General features: G+C 37.4%; 22 protein-coding genes. 2 read left to right on the top strand and 20 right to left on the bottom strand.

What is annotated here, in order from left to right; all coding sequences use genetic code 11:
• Positions 1 to 4: 4 nt before the first annotated feature.
• The 8 genes from def to GGQ84_RS08960 form a co-directional block, all read right to left on the bottom strand.
• A complete protein-coding gene (def, locus tag GGQ84_RS08925; RefSeq protein WP_429161838.1) occupies positions 5 to 457 on the bottom strand; it encodes a peptide deformylase in 453 nt (150 codons plus the stop codon).
• A gap of 16 nt (positions 458 to 473) precedes the next feature.
• Entirely contained in the window at positions 474 to 2681 is a 2208-nt protein-coding gene (gene priA / locus GGQ84_RS08930) for a primosomal protein N' (protein WP_429161840.1), read from the bottom strand.
• A 105-nt stretch (positions 2682 to 2786) separates the two neighbouring features.
• A complete protein-coding gene (gene coaBC, locus GGQ84_RS08935; RefSeq protein WP_429161888.1) occupies positions 2787 to 4007 on the bottom strand; it encodes a bifunctional phosphopantothenoylcysteine decarboxylase/phosphopantothenate--cysteine ligase CoaBC in 1221 nt (406 codons plus the stop codon).
• A complete protein-coding gene (gene rpoZ / locus GGQ84_RS08940) occupies positions 3997 to 4254 on the bottom strand; it encodes a DNA-directed RNA polymerase subunit omega (RefSeq protein ID WP_429161841.1) in 258 nt (85 codons plus the stop codon). The genes coaBC and rpoZ overlap by 11 nt, the downstream gene beginning before the upstream one ends.
• Before the next feature lie 2 nt (positions 4255 to 4256).
• Entirely contained in the window at positions 4257 to 4868 is a 612-nt protein-coding gene (gene gmk, locus GGQ84_RS08945; protein WP_429161843.1) for a guanylate kinase, read from the bottom strand.
• Positions 4869 to 4885: 17 nt separating this feature from the next.
• A complete protein-coding gene (gene remA / locus GGQ84_RS08950; RefSeq protein WP_429161845.1) occupies positions 4886 to 5155 on the bottom strand; it encodes an extracellular matrix/biofilm regulator RemA in 270 nt (89 codons plus the stop codon).
• Positions 5156 to 5170: 15 nt separating this feature from the next.
• Entirely contained in the window at positions 5171 to 6046 is an 876-nt protein-coding gene (locus GGQ84_RS08955; RefSeq protein WP_429161847.1) for a YicC/YloC family endoribonuclease, read from the bottom strand.
• 131 nt (positions 6047 to 6177) lie between these two features.
• Positions 6178 to 8931, bottom strand: coding sequence for a calcium-transporting P-type ATPase, PMR1-type (locus tag GGQ84_RS08960; RefSeq protein ID WP_429161849.1), 2754 nt, complete (start codon positions 8929 to 8931; stop codon positions 6178 to 6180).
• A 121-nt stretch (positions 8932 to 9052) separates the two neighbouring features.
• Between GGQ84_RS08960 and GGQ84_RS08965 the strand changes: the two genes are divergently transcribed.
• Positions 9053 to 10825 (top strand): Rqc2 family fibronectin-binding protein, encoded by a 1773-nt coding sequence (locus GGQ84_RS08965; RefSeq protein ID WP_429161851.1) that lies wholly within the window; start codon positions 9053 to 9055, stop codon positions 10823 to 10825.
• Positions 10826 to 10841: 16 nt separating this feature from the next.
• Here GGQ84_RS08965 and GGQ84_RS08970 read toward each other — a convergent pair whose 3' ends face one another.
• Positions 10842 to 11525 carry an N-acetylmuramoyl-L-alanine amidase family protein gene (locus tag GGQ84_RS08970; protein ID WP_429161853.1) on the bottom strand — a complete coding sequence of 228 codons (684 nt, stop codon included), beginning with the start codon at positions 11523 to 11525 and terminating at the stop codon, positions 10842 to 10844.
• A 96-nt stretch (positions 11526 to 11621) separates the two neighbouring features.
• A complete protein-coding gene (locus tag GGQ84_RS08975) occupies positions 11622 to 11795 on the bottom strand; it encodes a hypothetical protein (RefSeq protein WP_429161855.1) in 174 nt (57 codons plus the stop codon).
• A gap of 104 nt (positions 11796 to 11899) precedes the next feature.
• Between GGQ84_RS08975 and GGQ84_RS08980 the strand changes: the two genes are divergently transcribed.
• Positions 11900 to 12577 (top strand): DUF421 domain-containing protein, encoded by a 678-nt coding sequence (locus GGQ84_RS08980; protein WP_429161890.1) that lies wholly within the window; start codon positions 11900 to 11902, stop codon positions 12575 to 12577.
• Between the two features lie 2 nt (positions 12578 to 12579).
• Here GGQ84_RS08980 and pyrE read toward each other — a convergent pair whose 3' ends face one another.
• From pyrE to GGQ84_RS09030, 10 genes are all read right to left on the bottom strand, one after another.
• Entirely contained in the window at positions 12580 to 13155 is a 576-nt protein-coding gene (gene pyrE / locus GGQ84_RS08985; RefSeq protein ID WP_429161857.1) for an orotate phosphoribosyltransferase, read from the bottom strand.
• Complete coding sequence (gene pyrF, locus GGQ84_RS08990; protein WP_429161859.1) at positions 13155 to 13877, bottom strand: orotidine-5'-phosphate decarboxylase; 723 nt, start codon at positions 13875 to 13877, stop codon at positions 13155 to 13157. Before pyrF ends, pyrE begins: the two co-directional genes overlap by 1 nt.
• Positions 13874 to 14794 (bottom strand): dihydroorotate dehydrogenase, encoded by a 921-nt coding sequence (locus GGQ84_RS08995; protein WP_429161861.1) that lies wholly within the window; start codon positions 14792 to 14794, stop codon positions 13874 to 13876. The genes pyrF and GGQ84_RS08995 overlap by 4 nt, the downstream gene beginning before the upstream one ends.
• Positions 14787 to 15575, bottom strand: coding sequence for a dihydroorotate dehydrogenase electron transfer subunit (locus GGQ84_RS09000; protein WP_429161863.1), 789 nt, complete (start codon positions 15573 to 15575; stop codon positions 14787 to 14789). The genes GGQ84_RS08995 and GGQ84_RS09000 overlap by 8 nt, the downstream gene beginning before the upstream one ends.
• Positions 15576 to 15577: 2 nt before the next feature.
• Complete coding sequence (gene carB / locus GGQ84_RS09005; protein ID WP_429161865.1) at positions 15578 to 18784, bottom strand: carbamoyl-phosphate synthase large subunit; 3207 nt, start codon at positions 18782 to 18784, stop codon at positions 15578 to 15580.
• On the bottom strand, positions 18785 to 19846 hold the full coding sequence (locus GGQ84_RS09010; RefSeq protein ID WP_429161867.1) for a carbamoyl phosphate synthase small subunit: 1062 nt from the start codon (positions 19844 to 19846) through the stop codon (positions 18785 to 18787).
• A 14-nt stretch (positions 19847 to 19860) separates the two neighbouring features.
• Positions 19861 to 21150, bottom strand: coding sequence for a dihydroorotase (locus GGQ84_RS09015; RefSeq protein WP_429161869.1), 1290 nt, complete (start codon positions 21148 to 21150; stop codon positions 19861 to 19863).
• Complete coding sequence (locus tag GGQ84_RS09020; protein ID WP_429161872.1) at positions 21134 to 22075, bottom strand: aspartate carbamoyltransferase catalytic subunit; 942 nt, start codon at positions 22073 to 22075, stop codon at positions 21134 to 21136. Before GGQ84_RS09020 ends, GGQ84_RS09015 begins: the two co-directional genes overlap by 17 nt.
• A 132-nt stretch (positions 22076 to 22207) precedes the next feature.
• Positions 22208 to 22765: a bifunctional pyr operon transcriptional regulator/uracil phosphoribosyltransferase PyrR gene (gene pyrR / locus GGQ84_RS09025; RefSeq protein ID WP_429161874.1), complete on the bottom strand. Its 558-nt coding sequence runs from the start codon at positions 22763 to 22765 to the stop codon at positions 22208 to 22210.
• Between the two features lie 181 nt (positions 22766 to 22946).
• Positions 22947 to 23870, bottom strand: a complete 924-nt coding sequence (locus tag GGQ84_RS09030) for an RluA family pseudouridine synthase (protein ID WP_429161876.1) — start codon at positions 23868 to 23870, stop codon at positions 22947 to 22949.
• Positions 23871 to 23876: the final 6 nt, after the last annotated feature.

Genomic DNA, 23876 nt, shown 5'->3' on the forward strand with positions numbered 1-23876 from the left:
TTAATCACTCCTTATTAATTTTATCAGCTTTGTCTACAAAGAGCACACCATTTAAATGATCTATCTCATGTAATAAAGCCCTAGCCAATAATCCACTACCCATTATATTAATCTTTTTACCATTTCTGTCTACCCCCTCCACTTCAACAGTATCAGGTCTGACCACTTCTCCTTGGACTCCAGGTACACTGAGGCAGCCTTCAATACCATTTTGCTGTCCATCGGTTTTAATAATTTCAGGGTTTATCAGTTCGATTAGTCCCTCACCTACATCTACAACTATAACTCTTTTTGAAACACCTATTTGTGGTGCTGCCAAGCCTACACCCTCAGCATCATACATTGTATCAGCCATATTATCCAGTAGCTTTGTTATACTACTATTAATCTTATTTACCTTTACTGATTTTTCTCTTAACAATGGATCATTTGATTTTAAAATATTGTATACTGCCATTTTTCTCTGCCTCCATTCACATCATATTATATGGTTCAACATCTATGTTAATTGAAACTTCATTTTGTAATTCTAAAATAGATTTGTAATTGTCTCTCACCATTTTATGGAGATTAGAAAGATTTCCTTTCAGTATTATCTGCCATCTAAAACGATCTTTTATCCTTCCCAAGGGAGCCACAACTGGACCTAAAATGCTAACGTATGAGTTGGGTTTAAATAGCTCTTTTACTTGCTTTGCTCTTAGCTCAACCTGACTTTGAGAAGTACCAGTAATAACTACCCTAATTAAACTTGAAAAGGGTGGGTTCTTAAGCATATTTCTCTCTTCTATTTCTCGGTTGAAGAATGACTCATAATCGTGATTACTAGCAGCTTTAATGGCATAATTATTTGGCTCATATGTCTGGACTATTACTTCTCCCTTTAAAATACTTCTTCCTGCTCTCCCTGAAACCTGTGTTAATAATTGGAATGTACGCTCACACCCTCTAAAGTCAGGAAGATTAAGTGATGAATCTGCTGCTAGCACACCTACTAATGTCACATTAGGAAAATCCAGTCCTTTTGCAATCATTTGAGTGCCTATCAATATATCAGCTCTACCACTTTTAAACAAATTAAAAATTTTCTCGTGACTTCCCTTTTTGGTTGTTGTGTCCACATCCATTCTCAGTATGCGACTATGAGGAAAGGTTCTTTTAACTTCCTCCTCGACTTTCTGGGTACCAATTCCAAAGTACCTGATGTATTTACTATTACACGAAGGACACAGCTTAGGAGAGCCAATACTATAGTTACAGTAATGACACTTAAGCCTATCTTTATTTTGATGATAAGTAAGAGAAATAGAGCAATGATCACATTTTGCAACAAACCCACACTGTCGGCACATAACGAAAGTACTGTACCCACGCCTATTTAGAAACAGAATAACTTGCTGTCTTTTAGCTATTTTATCCATAATCTGATGGTATAAAACACTACTAAAAATACTCTTATTACCCTTTTTCAATTCATTTCTCATATCAATAATTGTTACTTCAGGCATCTCCGCCTGTTGAACTCTATTTGGTAGTTGAAGTATTTTAAATTTCCCTCTGCTAGCCTTCCAGTATGTTTCTATAGCAGGGGTTGCAGAACCCATTATTAATACCGAATTAGTCATTTCAGCACGCTTTAAGGCTACCTCTCGCACATGGTACTTGGGACTCTCCTCTTGTTTGTATGAGTTTTCATGTTCTTCATCTATAATTATCAGACCTAATTTCTTAAAAGGAGCAAATACCGCTGACCTAGCACCAATCACCACACTGGCTAGACCTTTGTTAATTCTCCACCACTGATCATACTTTTCACTATCAGAAAGTCTACTGTGCATTACAGCTACTTTGTCACCAAACCTAGCTTTAAATCTCTCAACAATCTGAGGGGTTAATGCAATTTCTGGCACTAAAACTATAGCTTGCTTTTCATTTTCGAGCACTTTCTGTATGGCATTTAAGTATATTTCTGTTTTCCCGCTACCTGTTACACCGTGCAAGAGAAATGCATCGTGTTCACCTTTAGCTATGGGTTTAGAGACTTCTGCAAGGGCATTTTTTTGATCCGCTGTTAGCTCAGGAGGTCTATCTTCCTTAAATGACCTACTTTTGTATGGATCACAATCCACACTAGTATCAACTACCTCTATTAGTCCTTTTTCCAAAAGTGCTTTAAGAGAACTCTGGGACAAAGGGATTATCTTTTTCATTTCAGCAGTAGAAAGTAAGCCTTTGGATTTTAATAGTTCAATTATTTGAGCTTGTTTAGGAGCCCTTTTTTTAATCTTCTCATATTCTACTTCAATACTATCCAGTAATCTATATTTTTTTTGAGTATTACCCTTAAATTGCTTGATTTTATTAGGCAAAACACACTTTAAGGCCTGTACTCTATTGCACAAATAGTAGTATGATAACCATTCTGTCAACTCAATAAGCTCATTACTAATTATAGGTTCCTGGTCTAGAACTTCTATAATATCCTTAGTTCTATCCACAGGTGATGTACTAGATATGCCAACTAAGTACCCTACTACATGACTATTCCCAAAGGGTACTTTTACTCGAATTCCTACCTTTATCTCTTTTTCTAGTTTGGGAGGGATGTTATAATGAAAAATTTGATCTACTTTATAGTGGCTTATATCAACAATTACTTCTGCATATATTGCTCTTGCCAACTAAACACCGCCTTCCTCCCTTTTGCTATGGTTATTATAGCAAAAAAATGTGATAAAATTAAGAAGCCAAGGTAATTTTTTAACCTTGACTTTTATAAAAGATTATTAATTTGTTCTACCTTTCACTCCATCATATAAGAGTTTTGATACTTCTTCTATTATTCTTTCCCCTAACTCAGCTTTTGTAAGCAATGGCAAATCAACTTTTTTTCCGTCCCTAAAAAACAAGGTGGCTATATTTGTATCTACATCAAAACCCGCTTGAGGGTGACTTACATCATTGGCCACTATAAGGTCTAAATTTTTGTTGTGTATTTTTTTTAGCGCATTTTTGTGCAATTCCTCAGTCTCAGCTGCAAAGCCCACTAATATTTGATTTTTTTTCATTTTTCCCATTTCAGCTAGTATATCTGGATTTTTTTCCAAGTTAATAGTTAAACCCTGTTCTTTTTTAATTTTATTCTCTGCTGCTTTGTTAGGCTTGAAGTCCGAAACAGCTGCTGCTTTAATTATTACATCACTTTGAGGAAATAATTCTAGGCATTTTTGGTGCATTTTTGCTGCTGTCTCCACTTTAATTGTATATATTCCAGGCAAAGGCTCTAGAGATGTGGGGGCTGATATTAGCGTTACATCTGCCCCTCTTGCTTTAGCTGCAGCTGCTACTTTATATCCCATTTTTCCAGAACTCTTATTAGTTATGTATCTAACAGCATCAATAGGCTCTCTAGTTCCCCCCGCAGTTACCAAAACCCTTTTGCCTTGCATGTCTTGAGGCTTTCCGTTTAACAGTTCTTCTACTTTATTAATTATTACTTCATTATCAGGGTACCTTCCTTTACCTACTGTTCCACAAGCCAGTCTACCTTCACCTGGCTCGACAAATTGAAATCCATAGGCTTTCAACTTTTGAATATTATCTTGCACCATTTTATTAAGGTACATATTGTTGTTCATAGCAGGAACAGCTACAATAGGTGCTTTTGTAGCTAAAATAGTTGTGGTCAACATGTCATCAGCAATACCATTTGCGGCCTTACCTAAAAAATTAGCTGTTGCAGGTGCAATTAAAAATAAGTCCGCCTTTGTAGCCAAAGAAATGTGCTTTACATCCCAGTAGTCTGGCTCTGCGAACATGTCTACAATCACCCTGTTGTTTGACAATGTCTGAAAGGTCAGTGGTTTTATAAACTTAGTTGCTGCCTCAGTCATAATAACATGTACATCCATACCAGCTTTTGTTAAACTACTTACTAAGTCAGCAGCCTTGTAGCAGGCTATGCCACCAGTAACCCCAACAACTATGCTTTTTGCCTTACTCACCATCTTCCACCTGTTCTTGTTCAATTTCTGTGTGGTCTGAGGTGTTTTCAGGGCTGCCCTCTAGTTGCTTGCATATAACTTTTTTATTAACTAACTCATGCATAGCACTAGTAACAGGCTTTACAAAATCCCCCTCCACAAGTGACTCTTTAGTTTCTGTTATAATTCTTGCTCTTCTAGCTGATGCAACTACAAGAGTGTACTTACTATCAACTAGTTCCATCATCTTATCTAATGATGGTTGCTTCATCTCTATCCCTCCATTATTATCTGGTTTAGTTTTGGTACATTTCTATGTGCTCTGCACTTTTCGGCCTTAATTATGGCCTTAAAGTTCTCTACAGCTTTTTCTAAGTTGTCATTTATTATGATATAATCGTATTTATCTGCATAGGTTATCTCACCTTTGGCACTATTGAGCCTTTTAGCCATAGCATCTTCAGTCTCAGTTCCCCTTCCAGTTATCCTACTACACAATTCCTCTAAAGAAGGCGGTAGAATAAATACAAATACACCATCTTTATATTTTTCCTTTACCTGCAGGGCACCTTGAATATCAATCTCAAGAATAACATCATATCCATTTGCTAAATTTTCTTGTACTTTTCTTAGTGGAGTTCCATAGTAATTGTCATAAACTTGTGCCCATTCTAAGAGTTCATCATCTTCAATCATTTTAAGGAACTTCTCCTTTTTTGTGAAGTAATAATTAACTCCCTCTTTTTCACTTGGTCTAGGATCTCTAGTAGTTGCCGACACTGAATATCGCAGTTGTGGACTTTGGGCTCGCAACTCACTACAGATTGTTCCCTTCCCAGCCCCTGATGGGCCTGAAATTACTATGAGTAACCCTGTGTCTGTCATATATTTATCGCTCCAATCTATTCTCCTGATTCCTCTAGTTGTGGTTCCTTAGCAATAAGTCTTTGTGCTACTGTTTCTGGTTGCACCGCAGATAGGATAACATGATCACTATCAGTAATTATTACCGCTCTAGTCCTTCTACCATAGGTAGCATCGATTAGCATTCCTCTATCTCTTGCTTCTTGTACAATTCTCTTTATTGGTGCTGATTCTGGACTTACAATTGATACAATTCGGTTTGCTGAAACTATATTTCCAAAACCAATGTTTATAAGTTTGATCATCATTCTGCCCCCTTTATATCATTCTATATTTTGAATTTGCTCTCTTACCTTTTCCAGTTCACTTTTTAAGTCAACTACTACATGGGAAATATCTAAATCATTTGCTTTTGATCCTATTGTGTTAACTTCTCTGTTCATTTCTTGAATTAAGAAATCTAATTTTCTGCCTATAGGAACATTTTCTCCTAAGCTTTCTTTAAATTGTGCTATATGGCTGTAAAGGCGAACTACTTCTTCATCTATGCTTGCCTTATCAGCAAAAATCGCTATTTCTAAAGCCAGTCTGTTCTCATCTACAGTTTGATCTACTAACTCTGATAAACGTTTACTTAATTTTTCTCTATAATTTTTTACTACTTCCGGGGCTTTTGCTTCTACTTTTCCCAATAGCTCTTCTATTAATTTAATTCGGTTCATTAAGTCCTCAGCTAGCTTCTGTCCTTCTAATATTCTCATCTTTTCAACTTGCTTTAATGCCTCAGCTAGGGCTTCTTCAATTAATAATTCGGCTTGCTCTACATTAAGTTCCTGTTCTTTAACAGATAGCACTTCTGGATATGCTGTCAATTGCTCTAAGTTTGATTTATAGTCCAAATTTAGCATATTAGCTAAATCTTTCAAACTATTATGATAAGCTAATGCTAATTCTTTGTCAACCTTAACTATACGCTGTCTATCGCCCGTTTCCTCTAAATTTATATAAATTTCAATTCTGCCTCGGGATAATTTTTTTAAGACCGATGACCTTATTTTATCCTCTACACTAGACAATTGTCTAGGCATCCGCACATTAACCTCACCATAGCGATGATTAACAGCTTTAAGTTCTAACCTTAAGCTTATATTCTCATTGCTTATTTCCGCTCTACCAAAACCGGTCATGCTCCTAATCATTTGTAAATCCTCCTAGCTTTATTCCACTTTATTGTTTACCAATAGCATCAAAAATAAATATTCTATTAATATTTTCCAAACCCTTTTATTGGTTTTAAAAAAGTGGGATCAACTTTGATCCCACTTTTTCTTTATGCGTTTCTGAAAGTTATTCTTTTCCATATGGGTTTTATTAAGAAATGTACTACCGCTGCTATCATAGTCTTCCAGCCAGCAACTATTAAAATAATACCCCAATCTATTGCATCTAGCGCCACTGTGCTAAACACATTTTGGAAAAATGGTGTATATATAACCGTTAGTTGCATCAAAGTTGAGATAGCAACAGCTACTATGAGATAAGGGTTAGAGAATACCCCTACTTGAAAAACAGAGTAGCGCTCTGATTTACACTCAAAAACATGAAACAGTTGAGAAAAAACCAATGTTGTGAATGCCATTGTTCTAGCATAGTCTAAATTCCCATCGCTTATCATCATGCCTAAAACAAATACGATCAATGTTCCTATTCCTATTTGCAACCCACGAACAATTATTTTGCGAGAAAGACCTCTACTAAACACACTCTCCCTTGGATTTCGGGGCTTTCTGGACATAACATCTGGGTCTTTGTTATCAACACCTAATGCCATAGCAGGTAAACCATCTGTAACCAGGTTAACCCATAATATTTGTATAGGTAGCAATGGTAAGGGTAAACCCGCCAGTGCAGCTAAAAACATAGTAAGCACTTCGCCTACATTACACGAGAGTAAGTAGCGAATGAATTTCCGGATGTTATCATAGATACCCCTACCTTCCTCAATTGCAGCTACAATAGTTGAAAAATTATCGTCACTCAATACCATAGCCGATGCTTCCTTTGTTACATCAGTTCCCGTTATTCCCATGGCAATTCCTATATCAGCTTCCTTTACAGCTGGTGCATCATTCACTCCATCCCCAGTCATTCCAACCACATGACCTTTATTTTTAAGTGCTTTTACTATCCTCAACTTATGCTTTGGTGAAACCCTAGCAAAAACTGCTACATCATCAATACTATTCTCTAACTTTTTGTCATCTAACTCATCTAACTGAACGCCAGTTAGTACTCTTTCATTCCCTGAAATTATACCTAACTCCTTAGCTACAGCAGCAGCTGTAACCTGATGATCCCCTGTAATCATAACTGTTCTGATTCCCGCTTTTGAACAATTTGTCACAGCCGTTTTGGCGTCAGGCCTAGGAGGATCAATCATTCCTGCCAGTCCCACAAAAACCATATCGCTTTCTGCATCTTCCTGAGATAATTCTCCTTGACTATTTATGGGCTTAATAGCACCTGCTAATACTCTCAATGCATTTTTTGCCATTTGGTCGGTTTGTTTAATCAAATCATCCTTAATCGCCTCTGTCAACACTGTTGTTTTACCATCCATTAAAATATATTTACACTGCTTAATAATTACATCTGCTGCTCCTTTGACATAGGCATGTTTTTCCCCACTTTCCTGATAAACAACACTCATCATCTTTCGTTCTGAGTCGAAAGGAAATTCCTGAATTCTTTTAGCCTTACGCTCTATCTGTTCCTTCCAGAAGCCACCTTTTGCCGCCAAAACTGATAATGCTCCTTCTGTAGGGTCTCCACTAATTTCCCAGCCTTTATTATCCTTTTCTCCTCTAAACATCCCTCCTACTGCCATATTGCCTTTCTTTAAAACAGCATTATTGCACAAGGAGAATATTTTCAAAAGTTCTTCTAAATCTCCATCGCCTCTAATCAATTCTCCGGAATCAGTTTGGATAAAATCTCCTCTTGGATCATATCCCTGCCCAGTCACATCTAACTGCATTTTTCCAGTAACTACTTGCCTCACAGTCATTTGATTTTGCGTTAGTGTACCTGTTTTATCTGAACAAATTACTGTGGCACAACCTAAAGTTTCAACTGCCGGTAGTTTTCTAATAATGGCATTTCGCTTTATCATTTTTTGAACGCCAATTGCCAGTGCTATAGTAACTACAGCAGGTAACCCTTCAGGAATTGCAGCTACGGCTAAGCTCACTCCTGCTAAGAACATTTGAAAAGCTGGTTTACCCTGATATATTCCCAGCCCCACTACAGTGGCACTTATAAGTAAACACACTGCCACTAATACTTTTCCCAGCTGCTCTAGCCTCTTTTGTAAAGGTGTATCTTCTTCCACTACACCTTGCATTAAGCCAGCAATTTGCCCCATCTCAGATTTCATACCTGTAGCGACTACTACTCCCCTGCCCCTACCTCTAGTAACCACAGTTCCAGAAAAAGCCATATTAACTCTATCTCCAAGTCCTAATTCAGTGGTTCCTTTGTCTAGTTCTTTGTTTATCTTTTTTACTGGCATGGACTCACCAGTTAGCAATGCTTCGTCTATCTCCATATTATTTGCTTCTAATATTCGTAAATCAGCTGGTACCCTAGTCCCTGCTTCCAGAATAACAATATCACCGGGTACTATCTCTTTTGCTGGAATATAGACCTCTTCTCCATCACGAATCACTAAAGCTTCTGGAGCTGTAAGTTGCTTTAAGGCTTCCATGGATTTTTCTGCTCTTCGCTCTTGAATAAAACCTAATATTGCGTTTATAAATATGATTGCCATAATAGTCACTGCATCAGCATACTCTCCCAAGAGACCTGAAATAAGTGTTGCCGCAATTAGTACTCCAACCATAAAATCTTTAAATTGAGCTAGGAACATTTGGATAGCTGACTTCTTTTTTTGCTCTTCTAGCTGATTTAAACCGTACTTATTCAGCCTTTTATCTACTTCTATTTTGTCGAGACCTCGTTCTGTAGTTTTCATTTTTTCCATAACTTTGTCATTTGAAAACCGATACCATTTATCACTACTCATTTTACTCCTCCTCGCAGGCTTGTTATGCTTGTTTAAAACATATTCAATAAATTAAAAAAAATGACCACTTTGAGATGACATTTATCTTGTGCTATACTTGTTGTGCAGAGGAGGGAAAAACATGGCTTTTGATGGAATTGTTCTTCACACATTAACATCAGAATTAAAAAAACAGGTTAATAGCAAAATAGATAAAATTTATCAGCCTAATAATTCAGAAGTAATCTTACAGCTAAGACAACGGGGGGCTGGAAATAACTTGATGATATCTATCTCCCCCCAAAACTCTGGATTATTTACTACAAATAAAAAAACTGACAATCCTTTATCCCCTCCCTTATTTTGTATGGTTTTGCGAAAACACCTTCAGGGTGGTAAAATTGTCGATTTCAAGCAATTATATTTAGATAGGGTTTTAATTATATCAATTGAAGCTCACGACGAAATGGGACATACAAAATATGTGGAGCTCATATGCGAATTTATGGGGAAACATAGCAACATAATCTTGGCTGATAAAAGTAAAAATACCATAATCGATAGTATCAAGCGTATTCCACCAAGTATTAGTAGCAGACGTCAAATATTGCCAGGGGTGACCTATACTGCCCCCCAAAAAGAAGCAAAGTTGTTGCTGACTAGTTTTTTTTCAGAGGAAGAGTTTAGTACAAGGTTGCTAGAGCTACCCATAGATACACCCTTAAGCAAATGTCTAGTAAATATTTTTGAAGGTTTTAGCCCCCTATTGGCAACCGAGGTAGTATATCGTGCTGGCCTATATATTCATACGCCAATGGATAAGTGTGGCCAAATTGAAATTTCAAAATTGTATCAACAGTTACTTGCTTTAAAGAGTATCGTTGAAAAACAGCAATATACACCAACTATTGCGCTTAAGCGAAAGGAACCAAAAGCTTTTTCTTGTATAGCTTTAACTCACTTAAATCCTTCATATCAAGTAGAGCAATTTAATAGCACCAATGAATTGTTAAGTGAAGTTTATTTCCTTAAGAAAAGACAAAGCAAGTTTAATAGCTTTCACCATAAACTTAGTCAGATAGTAAAATCTGAGTTGGATAAGTCTAAAAAGAAGTTGTCAATACAAAACGAGGTTATATCAAATTCAAAAACAGCAGACAAATATAGAATCATGGGTGAATTGATCACTTCTAATATATATCAAATTAAACCTGGAACAAAAAAAATTAATGTAACTAACTTCTATGATCCAGAACAGGGTGAAATGGAAATAGAATTAAAGCCTGAATTAACTCCTTCAGCAAATGCTCAACAATATTTTAAAACCTACAACAAAAAAAAGAAGGCTGCACACATGGCAGCCCAACAAAAAAACATTATCGAAAGTCATTTTAATTATTTGGAATCTCTTAAGCACTCACTTGACCAAGCAGAAAATTTAACAGACTTAAGCGAAATCGAACTTGAGATGAGAGAACAAAAACTTTATAATCCTATTAGTGAAAAAACTAATGTAAAAAAGAAAAAAATCGAGTACTCTCCCTATCAATTTTTTTCGTCTAGTGGTCTAGAAATCAAAGTAGGCAAAAATAATAAACAAAATGATTGGCTCACTTTAAAAGCTAGTAATAAAGAAGATTTATGGTTCCACACAAAGGATATTCCAGGTGCTCACGTAGTAATCACACGACAAGGCCAAGAGGATATTGATCAGGAATCTGTAAATGAAGCTGCTATGTTTGCAGCATATTTCAGCAAAGCAAAGTATTCAAATCAAGTACCTGTTGATTTTACCCAAATAAAGTATGTCCATAAGCCTTCTGGTGCAAAACCAGGCATGGTTATTTATACAAATCAAAAAACAATCTTCGCCTCACCTTCTGAGGACTTCCTTAAAAAATTTAATCTAGAATAATGCTACTGCCAGGTGATTACCTGGCAGTTATATATTGCTCTATTCCATTGGCTATTGCTTCACTTAACAGAATCCGAAACTTTTCTTGAGCTAATAGCCTCCTATCTTCTTCGTTTGATACAAACCCTACCTCTACAATTACAGCTGGCTTATCACTGTGGTCTAATAGATAAAAGGAACCTGGAATGGCCTCTCGCGAAGACATTCTTACTTTTTTCAACTCAGCTTGAATACACTCAGCAAGAAGCTTTCCTTGTGAGTCTCCCTCTTTGAAATACGTTTGTGTGCCAAAAAATCTTTCGTCTTCACTACTGTTTGTGTGAACACTTACTAATACTTCACCCTCACTACTGCTACTAATATCTAACCTCTCAAGTAAAGAGGACTGCTGACGAGTAGATCCTTTCATTTCTTCTGAAACCAAATCTGTATCAATATCTCTAGTCATATTTGCAGTGATTCCTCTTTTTTCAAGATTATCCCGAACTCTTAAACTGATATCTAAAACAATTTCCTTTTCATGAATGTTTTCATGAACTGCACCTGGATCTCTCCCCCCGTGTCCAGGGTCAATAATTACGGTTTGAGTAACCATGCCTCCAGTTACTGAACGGACGTTATAATAATCGAAGGTATGGTTAATGCTAACTATTATAAAAGCAAATAAAAATGGAAATAAAAATAATAGTTTCTTGGTCATTACTTATCACCTCTTTATTTTAAAGCTATGCTTGTATTAGAGGTTTGATGCATAGAAAATGATCAAAAAGAAAAACCTTGTCTTATATAACAAGGTTTAACTGGTTGCAATTTTAACAGACCTTTGGTCACATTCAATTAAAATAAAGTGTACTGTATCTCCATCAAGAACTTTTTTAAAGTTTAACTTCTTATCTTTTACTTTTGAAAGACATTGATTACCATTATCGTAAGTGCATCCATTACACGCCGGATTATTATGTTTATTCAAATAATCACCACCTTAAGTACTAATAAGGAATTCTTCGACATAATGGTGGCAAAACCCTGCAATTTTAAGGATTTTTTTGGAGGTTATGTAAAATGTCAACGGAAATTTTAGAAACACTGTACCGTACAACAATTTTGTACCTAACTGTACTTTTTTTTATCCGTGTCATGGGTAAAAGAGAAGTAGGAAAACTATCTGCTTTTGACTTAGTTGTAGCAATTATGATAGCAGAATTGGCAGCTATCCCCATGGAGGACACCTCTATTCCTCTGATAATGGGATTAGTACCTATTTTCACTATAGTGATTTTAGAAATTATCTTTTCTTTTGTAAGTTTAAAAAGTAAAAAAGTAAGAGCTTTTGTTAATGGTAGACCTAGTATAGTAATAGAAAAAGGTCTTATTATTGAGAATGAAATGCGCAAGCTACGTTTAAATATAAATGATTTATTATCTCAGCTCAGAGAAAAAAACATCAGCAATATTGCTGATGTTGAATACGCTATTTTGGAGATATCGGGAAAATTAAGCGTTATCCCCAAATCCAATAAACGCCCAGTTACTCCGGAAGATTTAAACCTGAACACAGAATATCCTGGATTACCTCTTGCTTTAATAGTAGATGGCCAACTTGACAGGGAAAACCTCGAAAATTCAAGTATAACCGAAGAATGGCTTCAAAAAGAGCTTCTTAGACAAGGCTATGATAGTTATGATAGCGTATTATTAGCAAGCTTGGATGGCACTCATAACCTCTATGTAAGCCCAAAGGAAAACCCTTAAGCTTATTTTTTACTTCGGCTACCAGGCTTAATAATTGACACATCTCCTTTACATAATGGGCATTTATCAGTTTCATAAGTCTGAATGTTAGTTTGTAGAAGTGAAGTCAAGTTAGCACCATCAAACTTGGCTTTTCCAGCACTTCTATCCACTAACACAGCCACATCATTAACCACAGCTCCATTAGCTCGAACTATATCAATTACCTCTTTAACAGACCCACCAGTCGTTATTACATCCTCAACAACTAGTGTGTTTGCCCCTTCAGGTATTTCAAATCCTCTGCGTAAGGCCATTTCACCATTTTCTCGCTCAGTAAATAAGGCGGGAACTTTTAGTTGTCGGGCAAACTCATAAGCTACAATAATTCCCCCTATGGCCGGTCCTACTACTAAATCGTAGTTTCCCTTTAACTGCTTAACGACCCCCGCAACTAATCTTTCAGTATATTCTGGGTACTTTAATACTTGAGCACACTGAATATATTTGTCACTGTGCTTTCCTGAGGTTAATAAAAAGTGTCCTGTTAACAAAGCTCCTGATTCTTTTAATATATTAAGAACTTCTTCTCTATCCATTATCTTATACCCTCCACTTCTGATATTATCTTCTTGATGGCTTCAACTTTATTTTCACTCTTTAACACCGGTCTCCCAACTACTATGTGACTAGCTCCATTGCTAAAAGCATCTGCTGGTGTAGTAATTCGCTTTTGGTCATCGGTACTAGACCACTCTGGCCTAATTCCCGGTGTTACAATAGCAAAGTTATCACTACATGCTTCTCTTATAATCTTTGCTTCTTGAGCTGAAGCGACCACACCATCTAACCCCGACCTTTCAGCTAAAATAGCCCAGTCTCGCACCTTATCAGCAATCAAACCTGGATAACCAATTTCTTTATTAAATTGCTCTTGATTGATGCTTGTTAGCACTGTTACTCCTAATATTAGGGGCGTCGGTACATTTAATTTTTCTGCCTCTTCCTTAACTGATGTAACTGTCTTGACCATCATGTCATATCCGCCAGAAACATGGACATTAAACATTTGAACCCCTAGTCGTACCATTACCTTCCCAGCTTCTGCCACCGTATTGGGGATGTCGTGAAACTTGAGATCCAGAAAAACATTCTTATTTTTTTCTACTAACCTTTTTATTAAATCTGGCCCGGCACTATTGTATAGTTGCATTCCCACTTTGTAGTATTCAACCCAGTCTCCTAGTTGCTCAACTGCACTAAGAGCCTTTTGACTATCCTCCACATCTAATGCAATAATTATTTTTTCCTTACCACTCATTTATCTCGCCTCCAACTCAAGCCTATCAATTCACTTACACTAGCTACTCCTTTATCCTGACAATACTTTTCTATACCTTCAATAACTTCTAAGGTAGCTTTGGGGTTGATGAAGTTTCCTGTACCTACAGCTACCACTGTAGCGCCTGCTAACATCATTTCTACCGCATCACTCCAATGAACAATTCCACCCATCCCCATTATTGGTAAGTCCACAGCCTGGGCCACATCCCAAATAGCCTTTACTGCTATGGGTTTAACTGCAGGTCCACTTAAACCACCTATTTTATTTCCTAACTTTGGGTCACAACTATTGATATCGATAGCCATGCCTGTAACAGTATTAATTAAGGACAACCCATCAGTTCCAGCTTCTTTTGCAGACAAAGCAATTTCCCTTATGTCAGTTACATTAGGGCTAAGTTTTGTAATAACTGGAATTTGAGAGTGTTTGACTACTGCAGATACAACCTTATAAGATTGCTCCGGATCTGTTCCAAATGCGATTCCACCCTCTTTAACATTTGGGCAAGAGATATTGATTTCTAGGCCACTAACAGCTTTTGTTTGGGAAAGTTTTTCTGCCAACTCAGCGTATTCATCGGTTGTGCTTCCAGATATATTAACAATTACCGTTACACCTTTATCCTTTAGGGTAGGAAGTATCTGATCTATAAAATAATCTACTCCTGGGTTTTGTAAACCAATTGAATTTAACATACCACCTGAAGTTTCTACTAATCTGACACCTGGATTCCCCTGTCGAGGTTTTAATGTAGTTCCCTTTACCACAACTGCACCTAGCTCTGTTGGATCTACAACTGGGGCATATTCAAAACCAAAACCGAAAGTGCCCGAAGCTGTAGTTACGGGGTTTTTCATCTTTATGCCAGCAAAGTCGACTGCCATATTAACCATTCCATATCACCTCATCTCCAGAAAAGACAGGTCCATCAGTGCATACTCTCTTAAAAACAACTTGATCCCCTGCTTTTTTCTCACAAGTACAACCTAAGCAAGCACCTACTCCACACGCCATTGTTCTTTCCATAGATACTTGTGTTTTTATATTTTTCCCTTCGGCTAATAAAACTACATTTTTCATCATTGGTTCCGGTCCACAGGTGTATAAGTGAGTTATGCTTTCTTTTTCTATTATCTCTTTAACTACATCAGTTACTAGACCTTTTTGTCCAATGCTCCCATCTTCACTGGCAAAGTATAAAGAACAATTTCTGTTTTCAAACAAATTGCATATGGGCTGCCAAGTTCCGTCTTTAACTCCCAGTACCACAGTTACATCATTTCCCGCATCACATAATTGATTTATAAGAAAGTAGAGTGGAGCAACACCCATACCACCACCTACAACTAAGGTTTTTTCTCCGCTAGGAATATGAAAGCCTTTTCCCAGAGGGCCAGTTAGCTTGACAGCCTGTTCATTAGCTTTAGCTGTCAAAAGCTTTGTACCCTTTCCCACCGCCTTGAATAGTAGGCTGATAGTTCCTTTAACTTTATCCACCTGGTGAATACTGATAGGTCTCCGAAGTAATGGATCTAAACCACTGGTGCAAGCCACATTGACAAACTGTCCCGGCTTTGCATTTGTAGCAATATCTTTACAATGCAGTTCCATTAGGTAATCTTCTGCTGTTAGTTGTTCATTAGTTATAATAGTCCCTACTGTTTCATGCCACATTATTATTCCCCCTCTGGAACGTATTCCTGTAGTGCTTTTACGGTACTCTCTTCTCCTGCAGCAAGCAATTCTTCTGCTTGCAACAGAGCCCTAACAGTATCTAGTGAAGTTAAACAGGGAACACCGTTTTCTACAGCTGCACGCCTTATCTTAAAGCCGTCTCTAGCTGGCTCCTTCCCCCTGGTGAAAGTATTAATTACTAAGCTAATTTCCCCTCTCTTTATATAATCCAAGATATCTGGGGTTTCTTGACCAATTTTAGCTATGGCAGTAACGTTTAATCCTTTCTCTTTGAGATAAGCAGCTGTCCCCTCTGTAGCTATAATTTCTCTGCCTAGGCTGGCAAATCTCTTCATATATTCCAGTACTTCTAGCTTATCTTTATCCGCAACTGTAACTAATACCTTTCCGTTCTTGTTTAATTCTAGTCCTGAGGCCAGTATACCTTTATAAAGGGCTTTGGTTAAGCTATTATCAATTCCCATTACCTCACCAGTTGATTTCATCTCTGGACCCAAGGTAGTGTCTACTTTCGTCAATTTAGCAAAGGAGAATACAGGAGCTTTAACAGCGTAAAAGTCAGGCTTTTGAACTAACCCCACCTTATATCCTTGTGCAGTAATAGATTGTCCTAACATTGCCTTTGTAGCAATCTTTACTAAGGGTAAACCTGTGACTTTACTCATAAAGGGTACTGTTCGCGAAGATCTTGGATTTACTTCAATTATATAAAGTTCCCCTTCGTGAATTAAATATTGAATATTTAACATTCCCACTATATTTAGTGCTTGCGCCAACTGTGTAGTTTTAGTCTCTATCTCTGCTATCATTTCTTTACCTAGTGATTTAGCAGGGTACAATGCCATACTGTCTCCTGAGTGAACTCCAGCTTTCTCTATATGCTCCATTATGCCAGGTATTAATACATTCTCTCCATCGGATACTGCATCCACCTCTATTTCAGTGCCAACTAAGAACTTATCAATTAACACCGGATGCTTAGGAGAAACTTTTACAGCCCAACTCATGTAATTCTCCAAATCGATTTGTGAATGAACAATCTCCATGGCTCTGCCACCTAAAACGTATGAGGGCCTAACCAGTACTGGATATCCTATATCTTCTGCGATGGCTATTGCTTCGTTTACGCTGATAGCAGTCTTGCCCTTAGGTCTTTTTACATTCATTCGCTCCATAAGTTCTTCAAATTTGTCTCTATCCTCTGCTTGATCCATGTTATCAACTGATGTTCCGATTATCTCTATGCCTCTATTAGCTAATGGTTGTGCTAAGTTTATTGCAGTCTGCCCTCCAAATTGAGCTATTACACCAATTGGATCCTCTCTTTTCACAACTTCAAGTACATCTTCTTCGGTCAAGGGCTCAAAGTAAAGTCTATCGGAGATATTAAAATCGGTACTTACAGTTTCAGGGTTGTTGTTGATAATAACTGCTTCGTATCCCAGTTCCTTAATAGCTTGCACTGAGTGAACAGAACAGTAATCAAACTCAACCCCTTGTCCAATTCTAATAGGGCCAGATCCCAAGACCACAACTTTTTTCTTTTGTTGGTCTATTCTAACCTCATCCTCTTCTCCATAGCTAGAGTAGTAGTATGGGGTAGCAGCTTCAAATTCAGCGGCACAAGTATCAACTATTTTAAAAACGGTACTAAAGTTACTGCTTTGAAGCATTTCCTTTTGCTCGTTCTCTGTTAAACCAGAAAGCTTATTTATGGTCTGTGTATCTAATCCTATCCTCTTAGCTTTATCAAGTAACTCTGTGGTTACAGGGTTGTTTCTCAGTTCAGCTTTTATTTGAACAATGTTTTGTAATTTATTCAAGAAAAATTTATCTATTTTTGTTAATTTAGCTAGTTCATCAACCTTCGCTCCCTTTTCCATTGCAGGTAGCAAATACATAATTCTCTCATCAGTTACCTGAGAGATTCTCTCTAGTAATTCAGCTCGGGTAAGATCAGTTTCTAGATAGTCTTCTATATCCATTTCCATTGACCTCAGAGCCTTCATAAATGCATTTTCAAAGCTTCTAGCAATTGACATTATTTCACCAGTGGCTTTCATCTGAGTACCCAATTTTCTATCTGCCATGTTGAACTTATCAAAGGGGAAACGGGGCATTTTTACTACTACATAATCGAGCGTAGGTTCAAAGCAGGCTGAAGTTTTACCTGTTACTTGATTTTTCAATTCGTCTAGTGTGTATCCTATGGCAATTTTAGAGGCTATTTTTGCAATGGGATATCCAGTAGCCTTTGATGCCAGAGCACTAGATCTGCTGACGCGAGGATTAACTTCAATAACATAATATTGATAGCTATCAGGGTCTAATGCAAATTGTACATTACAGCCTCCAGCAATTTTTAATTCCCTGATAATCTTTAGTGAGGCATTCCTAAGCATTTGGTGTTCTTTATCAGTCAGTGTTTGTGTGGGGGCTACAACCACACTATCACCAGTGTGAATTCCTACAGGGTCGATGTTTTCCATATTACAAATGGTTATACAGTTATCTGCTGCATCCCTAATAACTTCGTACTCTACTTCCTTCCACCCAGAAACACAACGTTCCACCAATATCTGTTCTATCAAAGAGCTACGAATTCCATTTGCTGCTATTGCTTTCAGTTCATCTCTGTTAGATGCAACACCACCACCTGTGCCACCTAAAGTATAAGCTGGTCTCACAATTACTGGATAACCTATTTTTTCAGCAAATGCTTCTGCATGCTCTACCGATGAAACAATAGTACTTTCAGGAATTGGCTCTCCAATTTCTAACATAGTACTTCTAAATAACTCTCTGTCTTCTGCTTTTTTTATTGTCTCTAAAGAGGTTCCCAGAAGCTTAACTCCAAGCTTCTCTAAGTACCCCCCTTCAGCTAATTTCAAAGCCATATTTAGACCAACTTGTCCTCCTAATGTGGGTAAAATACCATCTGGCTTCTCCTTCTCAATGACTTTTAACACAAACTCTAAAGTTAATGGCTCAAGGTAAACTTTATCCGCAGTATCTCTGTCTGTCATAATCGTAGCTGGATTTGAATTAATTAGAACAACTTCTAAGCCTTCTTCCTTCAGAGCAGCACAGGCTTGCGTTCCCGCGTAATCAAACTCAGCAGCTTGTCCTATTATTATTGGACCGGAACCAATCACCATTACTTTTTTCAACTCTCGATCTAATGCCATTTAGCTCACCCTCCCTTTCTGCCAGTTATCAATGTTTACAATAAACTTATCAAGTAAATCTCTACTCTCTCGCAATTCTAGGTTTGCCTTTGGATAGTATTGAGTAGAGAATATAGGCAAGCTCTTATGTTTAATTCCCTCAACAGTATTGTCATTCAGGTTGACATGGGTTACTGCAACATCTTGAGGAATATTGTTGTTATTTAGTACATATCCGTGATTTTGAGATGTGATATAGACCCGGCCGTTTTCTAGATCTTTAACAGGATGATTGCCACCTCGGTGACCAACCTTCATTTTAAATGTTTCCATTCCCATAGCTAGACCCAAGATTTGGTGTCCTAGGCAAATCCCGTAAAGAGGCACCTCTCCTATTAGTTTGTCTATATTTTTTACTATTTGTCCTACATCCTTGGGATCTCCAGGTCCATTAGAAACTAATACTCCATGGGGTTTATAGCTAAGAATTTTTTCAGCAGAACTAAACGCAGGCACCACTATCACCGTGATCCCTTTAACTGCTAACTGTTCCAAAATTCCTCTTTTTATACCCAGGTCAATTACTACTATACGTTTTTCTCCTCCAGGTATAATATAGGTTTGCTTTGTAGTTACCGCCTCTACAACTCCCAAGTCCTTATAAATATCTGAAAAGTCTTCATTTCCAGTTGAAATTTTTCCGCGCATTGTCCCCTTTTGCCTAATTAATTTAGTGAGCTTACGCGTGTCTATCCCAGAAATTCCTGTAATATCACAGTCACTTAAGTATTGGTCTAATGAAACACGCTTCCTCCAGTTACTAGGGTCAGTACAAATCTCGCTAGTGATTACTCCATATAAGTATGGTCTAATTGCTTCCATATCATCTAAGTTTATACCGTAATTTCCTATCAATGGATAAGTAAATGCAACTAACTGCTTACAATAAGAAGGATCTGTTATAGTCTCCTGATATCCTGTCATTCCTGTAGTGAAAACAACTTCTCCTTCACAGCTCTTCTTGCTACCTATAGCTGTCCCAACAAATTGGTTTCCGTCTTCTAAAATTAATCTAGCTCGCATTTAAATCCCCCTTTTTACTCAATAATTTTTCCCTTTTCCATTACAATCTGACCTGCTACTATTGTCATAATTGCTTTCCCTTTAACTTTCCAACCGTCAAAGGGGGTATTTTTGCCTTTGGAAATAAATTCATCTTTATTTATTGTCCACTCATGATTAGGGTCAATAATTGTTATATCGGCATTTGTACCATTCTCAAGCTTTCCACCTGGAATGTTTAAAACCTCACATGGCTTAGTGGACATCTTTTCTATAACTTCTTCCCAGGTTAAATGACCTGGTTCAACTAATTTGGTAGCAACAATGGAAAGCACTGTTTCCAACCCAACCATTCCAAAGGGTGCATTTGCATACTCCACATTTTTCTCGTCTTTAGTATGGGGTGCATGATCTGTAGCTATACAATCAATTACCCCTTCTTTTAATCCAGAAATCAATGCCTCTATATCTTCCTGAGTTCTCAGTGGTGGGTTTACCTTAGTGTTGGTATCATACCCTATCACAGAACTATCAGTTAAAGTTAAGTGATGAGGAGCAACTTCAGCTGTTACTTTCACGCCCCTTACCTTGGCTTGACGTATCAACTCGACCGCTCCTTTTGTGCTAACATGTGCTATATGAAGTTTTGCATTAGTCATTTCAGCTAACATAAGGTCTCGAGCTACAATTATATCTTCCACCTGGTTTGAGATACCGGGTAAACCTAAGATACAAGAGTTATGCCCCTCGTTCATGACTCCTCCACTTAGCATGCTTTCTTCTTCGCAATGAGCAATTATAGGAACATCAATAGCCTTGCTGTATTCCAATGCCATTCTCATTAAGTTTGCATTCATTAGGGTATTACCATCATCAGAAAAAGCTACCGCTCCTCCCTGCTTCATGTCTACCATTTCCACTAGTTTTTTCCCAGCTCTCTGTATCGTTATTGCACCCACAGGGTATGTGCGAACAACTCCTTCTCGCTTTGCTTTATTTATCACTGTATCCACTATACCTTTATTATCTATGGCTGGGTTAGTGTTAGGCATACAAGCTACACTGGTAAAGCCACCTGCAGCAGCACTTCTAGTACCCGTAGCAATTGTTTCCTTAGCTTCAAATCCCGGCTCTCTTAAGTGAACATGCATGTCCACAAGTCCTGGTACAACTAAATTATCTCCTACTTCTATCACTTTGTATTTCTCTGAGATTTTATAGTCCTTAGGCTGCAAGGTTTCTACAGTACCATCCTTTACCAATAAATTTCCCTCTTGAAACTTCCCATTATAAAAAATCTTGCTTCCTTTAATTGATATATTCACTGTCTTCACCTCCGTTGAGTAGATAGAGAATTGCCATTCTTACGGCTACCCCATTTGTAACTTGTTCCTGAATAAGGGATGCAACACCATCAGCAACTTCATTGTCTATTTCTATTCCCCTATTCATAGGACCTGGGTGTAGCACAAGTGCATTTGGTTTTGCTAACTTAATCTTGTCTTGAGTTATTCCATACTGTTGAGCGTACTCCCTCATACTAGGAACTAATCCGGCTTCTTGTCTCTCTTTTTGAATACGCAAAGCCACAACTACATCTGCATCTTTTAAGGCCTCTGTTAGGTTATAACTGTACTTTACTCCTAAATTTCCAAAAAGCCTCTCTGGCAAAAGGGTTGGGGGACCTACTAAAGTTACTTCCGCTCCCAGCTTAGTCATACCCCATACATTAGAGCGAGCTACTCTACTGTGGAGGACATCGCCAACTATGACTATTTTTAATCCCTCTAGACTCCCTTTTACTTGCTTAATGGTAAACATGTCTAAAAGTGCTTGGGTAGGATGTTCATGGATACCATCGCCGCCATTAATTACAGATGAGCTAACGTTCCTTGCTAATAAATCTGCTGAACCAGCCATGGGATGCCTAATAACAATAGTATTTACTCCCATGGCTTCAATTGTTTTACCTGTATCTATTAAGCTCTCTCCTTTTGTCACACTACTAGTGGAGGTAGCTACATTAACCGTGTCTGCTCCTAAGTACTTTCCCGCTAACTCAAATGATGTTCTTGTCCTAGTACTGGACTCGTAAAATAGGTTTACTATTGATCTACCCCTCAAAGTAGGTAATTTTTTTACTTTGCGTTTTATAAACTCTTTCATGCTTTCTGATGAATGTAAAATAAGTTCAATTTCCTCACTATTCATATCCCTTAAGCCAAGTAAATCTTTTCTCTTTAAGCTCATTGAATAATCCTCCTTTTATAAGTATAAAAAAACCTTCCCATGCCTGTGAAAGCCATAGGAAGGTAGACCTCTAGATACTAACTAGAAGTTGCTCCCTTTTTAGCCTCACAGGACTAAGTTAAAGGGTATTTCTTATTCAGTTTTCTCTTTTATTACAACCCTGTCTTCATTACTCTTATCAGTTTCATTTAAGTAAACTGATACAACTTCTTTTCCTGAAGTGGGTACATTTTTACCAATATAGTCTGCGCGAATTGGCAATTCACGATGCCCCCTATCTACTAAAACTGCCAATTGTATTTTTTGGGGTCGTCCTAAATCTATCAAGGCATCTAATGCAGCTCTAACAGTTCTTCCCGTATAAAGAACGTCATCTACCAGGATTACATTTTTGCCCTCAACAGAAAAAGGAACTTCAGTTTTGTGTAACACTGGTTGGTGTGATAACGTTGTCAAGTCATCTCTATAAAGAGTAATATCCAGTACTCCTATTTTAATTTCCTTACCTTCAATTTCATTGATTTTTTCAGCTAAGCGCTTTGCTAGGGGTACGCCTCTAGTTCTAATTCCCACTAAAGCTATATCTTCAATTACTCTATTTTTCTCTATTATTTCATGAGCAATACGAGTTAAGGCTCTTCTAATTTTGTCTTGATCCATTATTAGCGCTTTCTCTTTGTATTTGGTCAAAAAATTCACCCCCCCCTAATAAAAAAACCTGCCTTCCGTGAGTGCAGGTAAACATGTATTCGGAAGCTTATTCGAACACCAAACCCTTTATAGTCTCACGGGACTATTTTAAAGGTTCCATTTTTTATTATTGTAAGTTTAACCTAAATTTCAACTCTTGTCAACATATTATTCCCAGACATTAGTCTTGCAATTTATTTATCACTTTGACGAATACTGAAGGTAAAGGTGAGCTAAACTCCATCTTCTCTTTAGTAATCGGATGTTTAAATGCTAATACTTTTGCATGAAGTAACTGTCGATTTAAATCAAAATGTGCTTTTTGTGGACCGTAAAGAGGGTCTCCTACTACCGGATGGGATAGATATTTAAAATGAGCCCTAATTTGATGGGTTCTACCTGTCTCCAGCCACGCTTCTATAAGTGTATACTGGTTAAAGCGCTCAATTACTTTATATTTTGTCACAGCTGCTTTTGAGTTTTTGTCCGTTACATCCATACGCTTTCTGTCTACAGTGTCTCTACCTATAGGAGCATCAATCCTCCCAGCAGGCTCCTTTATGACACCGTGAACTAAAGCCATATAACCCCTTTTAGCCTGTTTTTCCTTTATTTGAAGTGCCAAATCGTTATGCGCTAAGTCTGATTTCGCAACTACTATTAGCCCAGATGTATCTTTATCAAGTCTATGTACAATTCCAGGCCTGATAACTCCATTTATGCCTGAAAGATTGTGACCACAATGATAAAGCAATCCATTTACAAGCGTACCTGAGTAATTACCAGGTGCCGGGTGAACCACTAGGCCAGCAGGCTTATTAATAACTATCAGATGATCATCTTCAAATACTATATCTAATTCCATTTTTTCTGGAGCTACATCAAGCATTTCTGGCTCAGGCATTCTGACTTCAACAATTTCGTCAGGTTTAACTTTATAATTAGATTTTACTTTTTTTCCGTTTACTGTAACATTCTGATTTTTAATTAATTTTTGGACATTAGTGCGAGATATATCTAATTTTTCTGTAATAAAGTTGTCAATTCTAATGTCCAATTCTGTTTCAGCAACAGGAAATAAAAATTCTCTATTTTCCGTACTCATTTCTCT

Origin of the sequence: Desulfitispora alkaliphila, from assembly GCF_050433185.1 — a bacterium.
GTDB lineage: Bacteria > Bacillota > Desulfitisporia > Desulfitisporales > Desulfitisporaceae > Desulfitispora > Desulfitispora alkaliphila.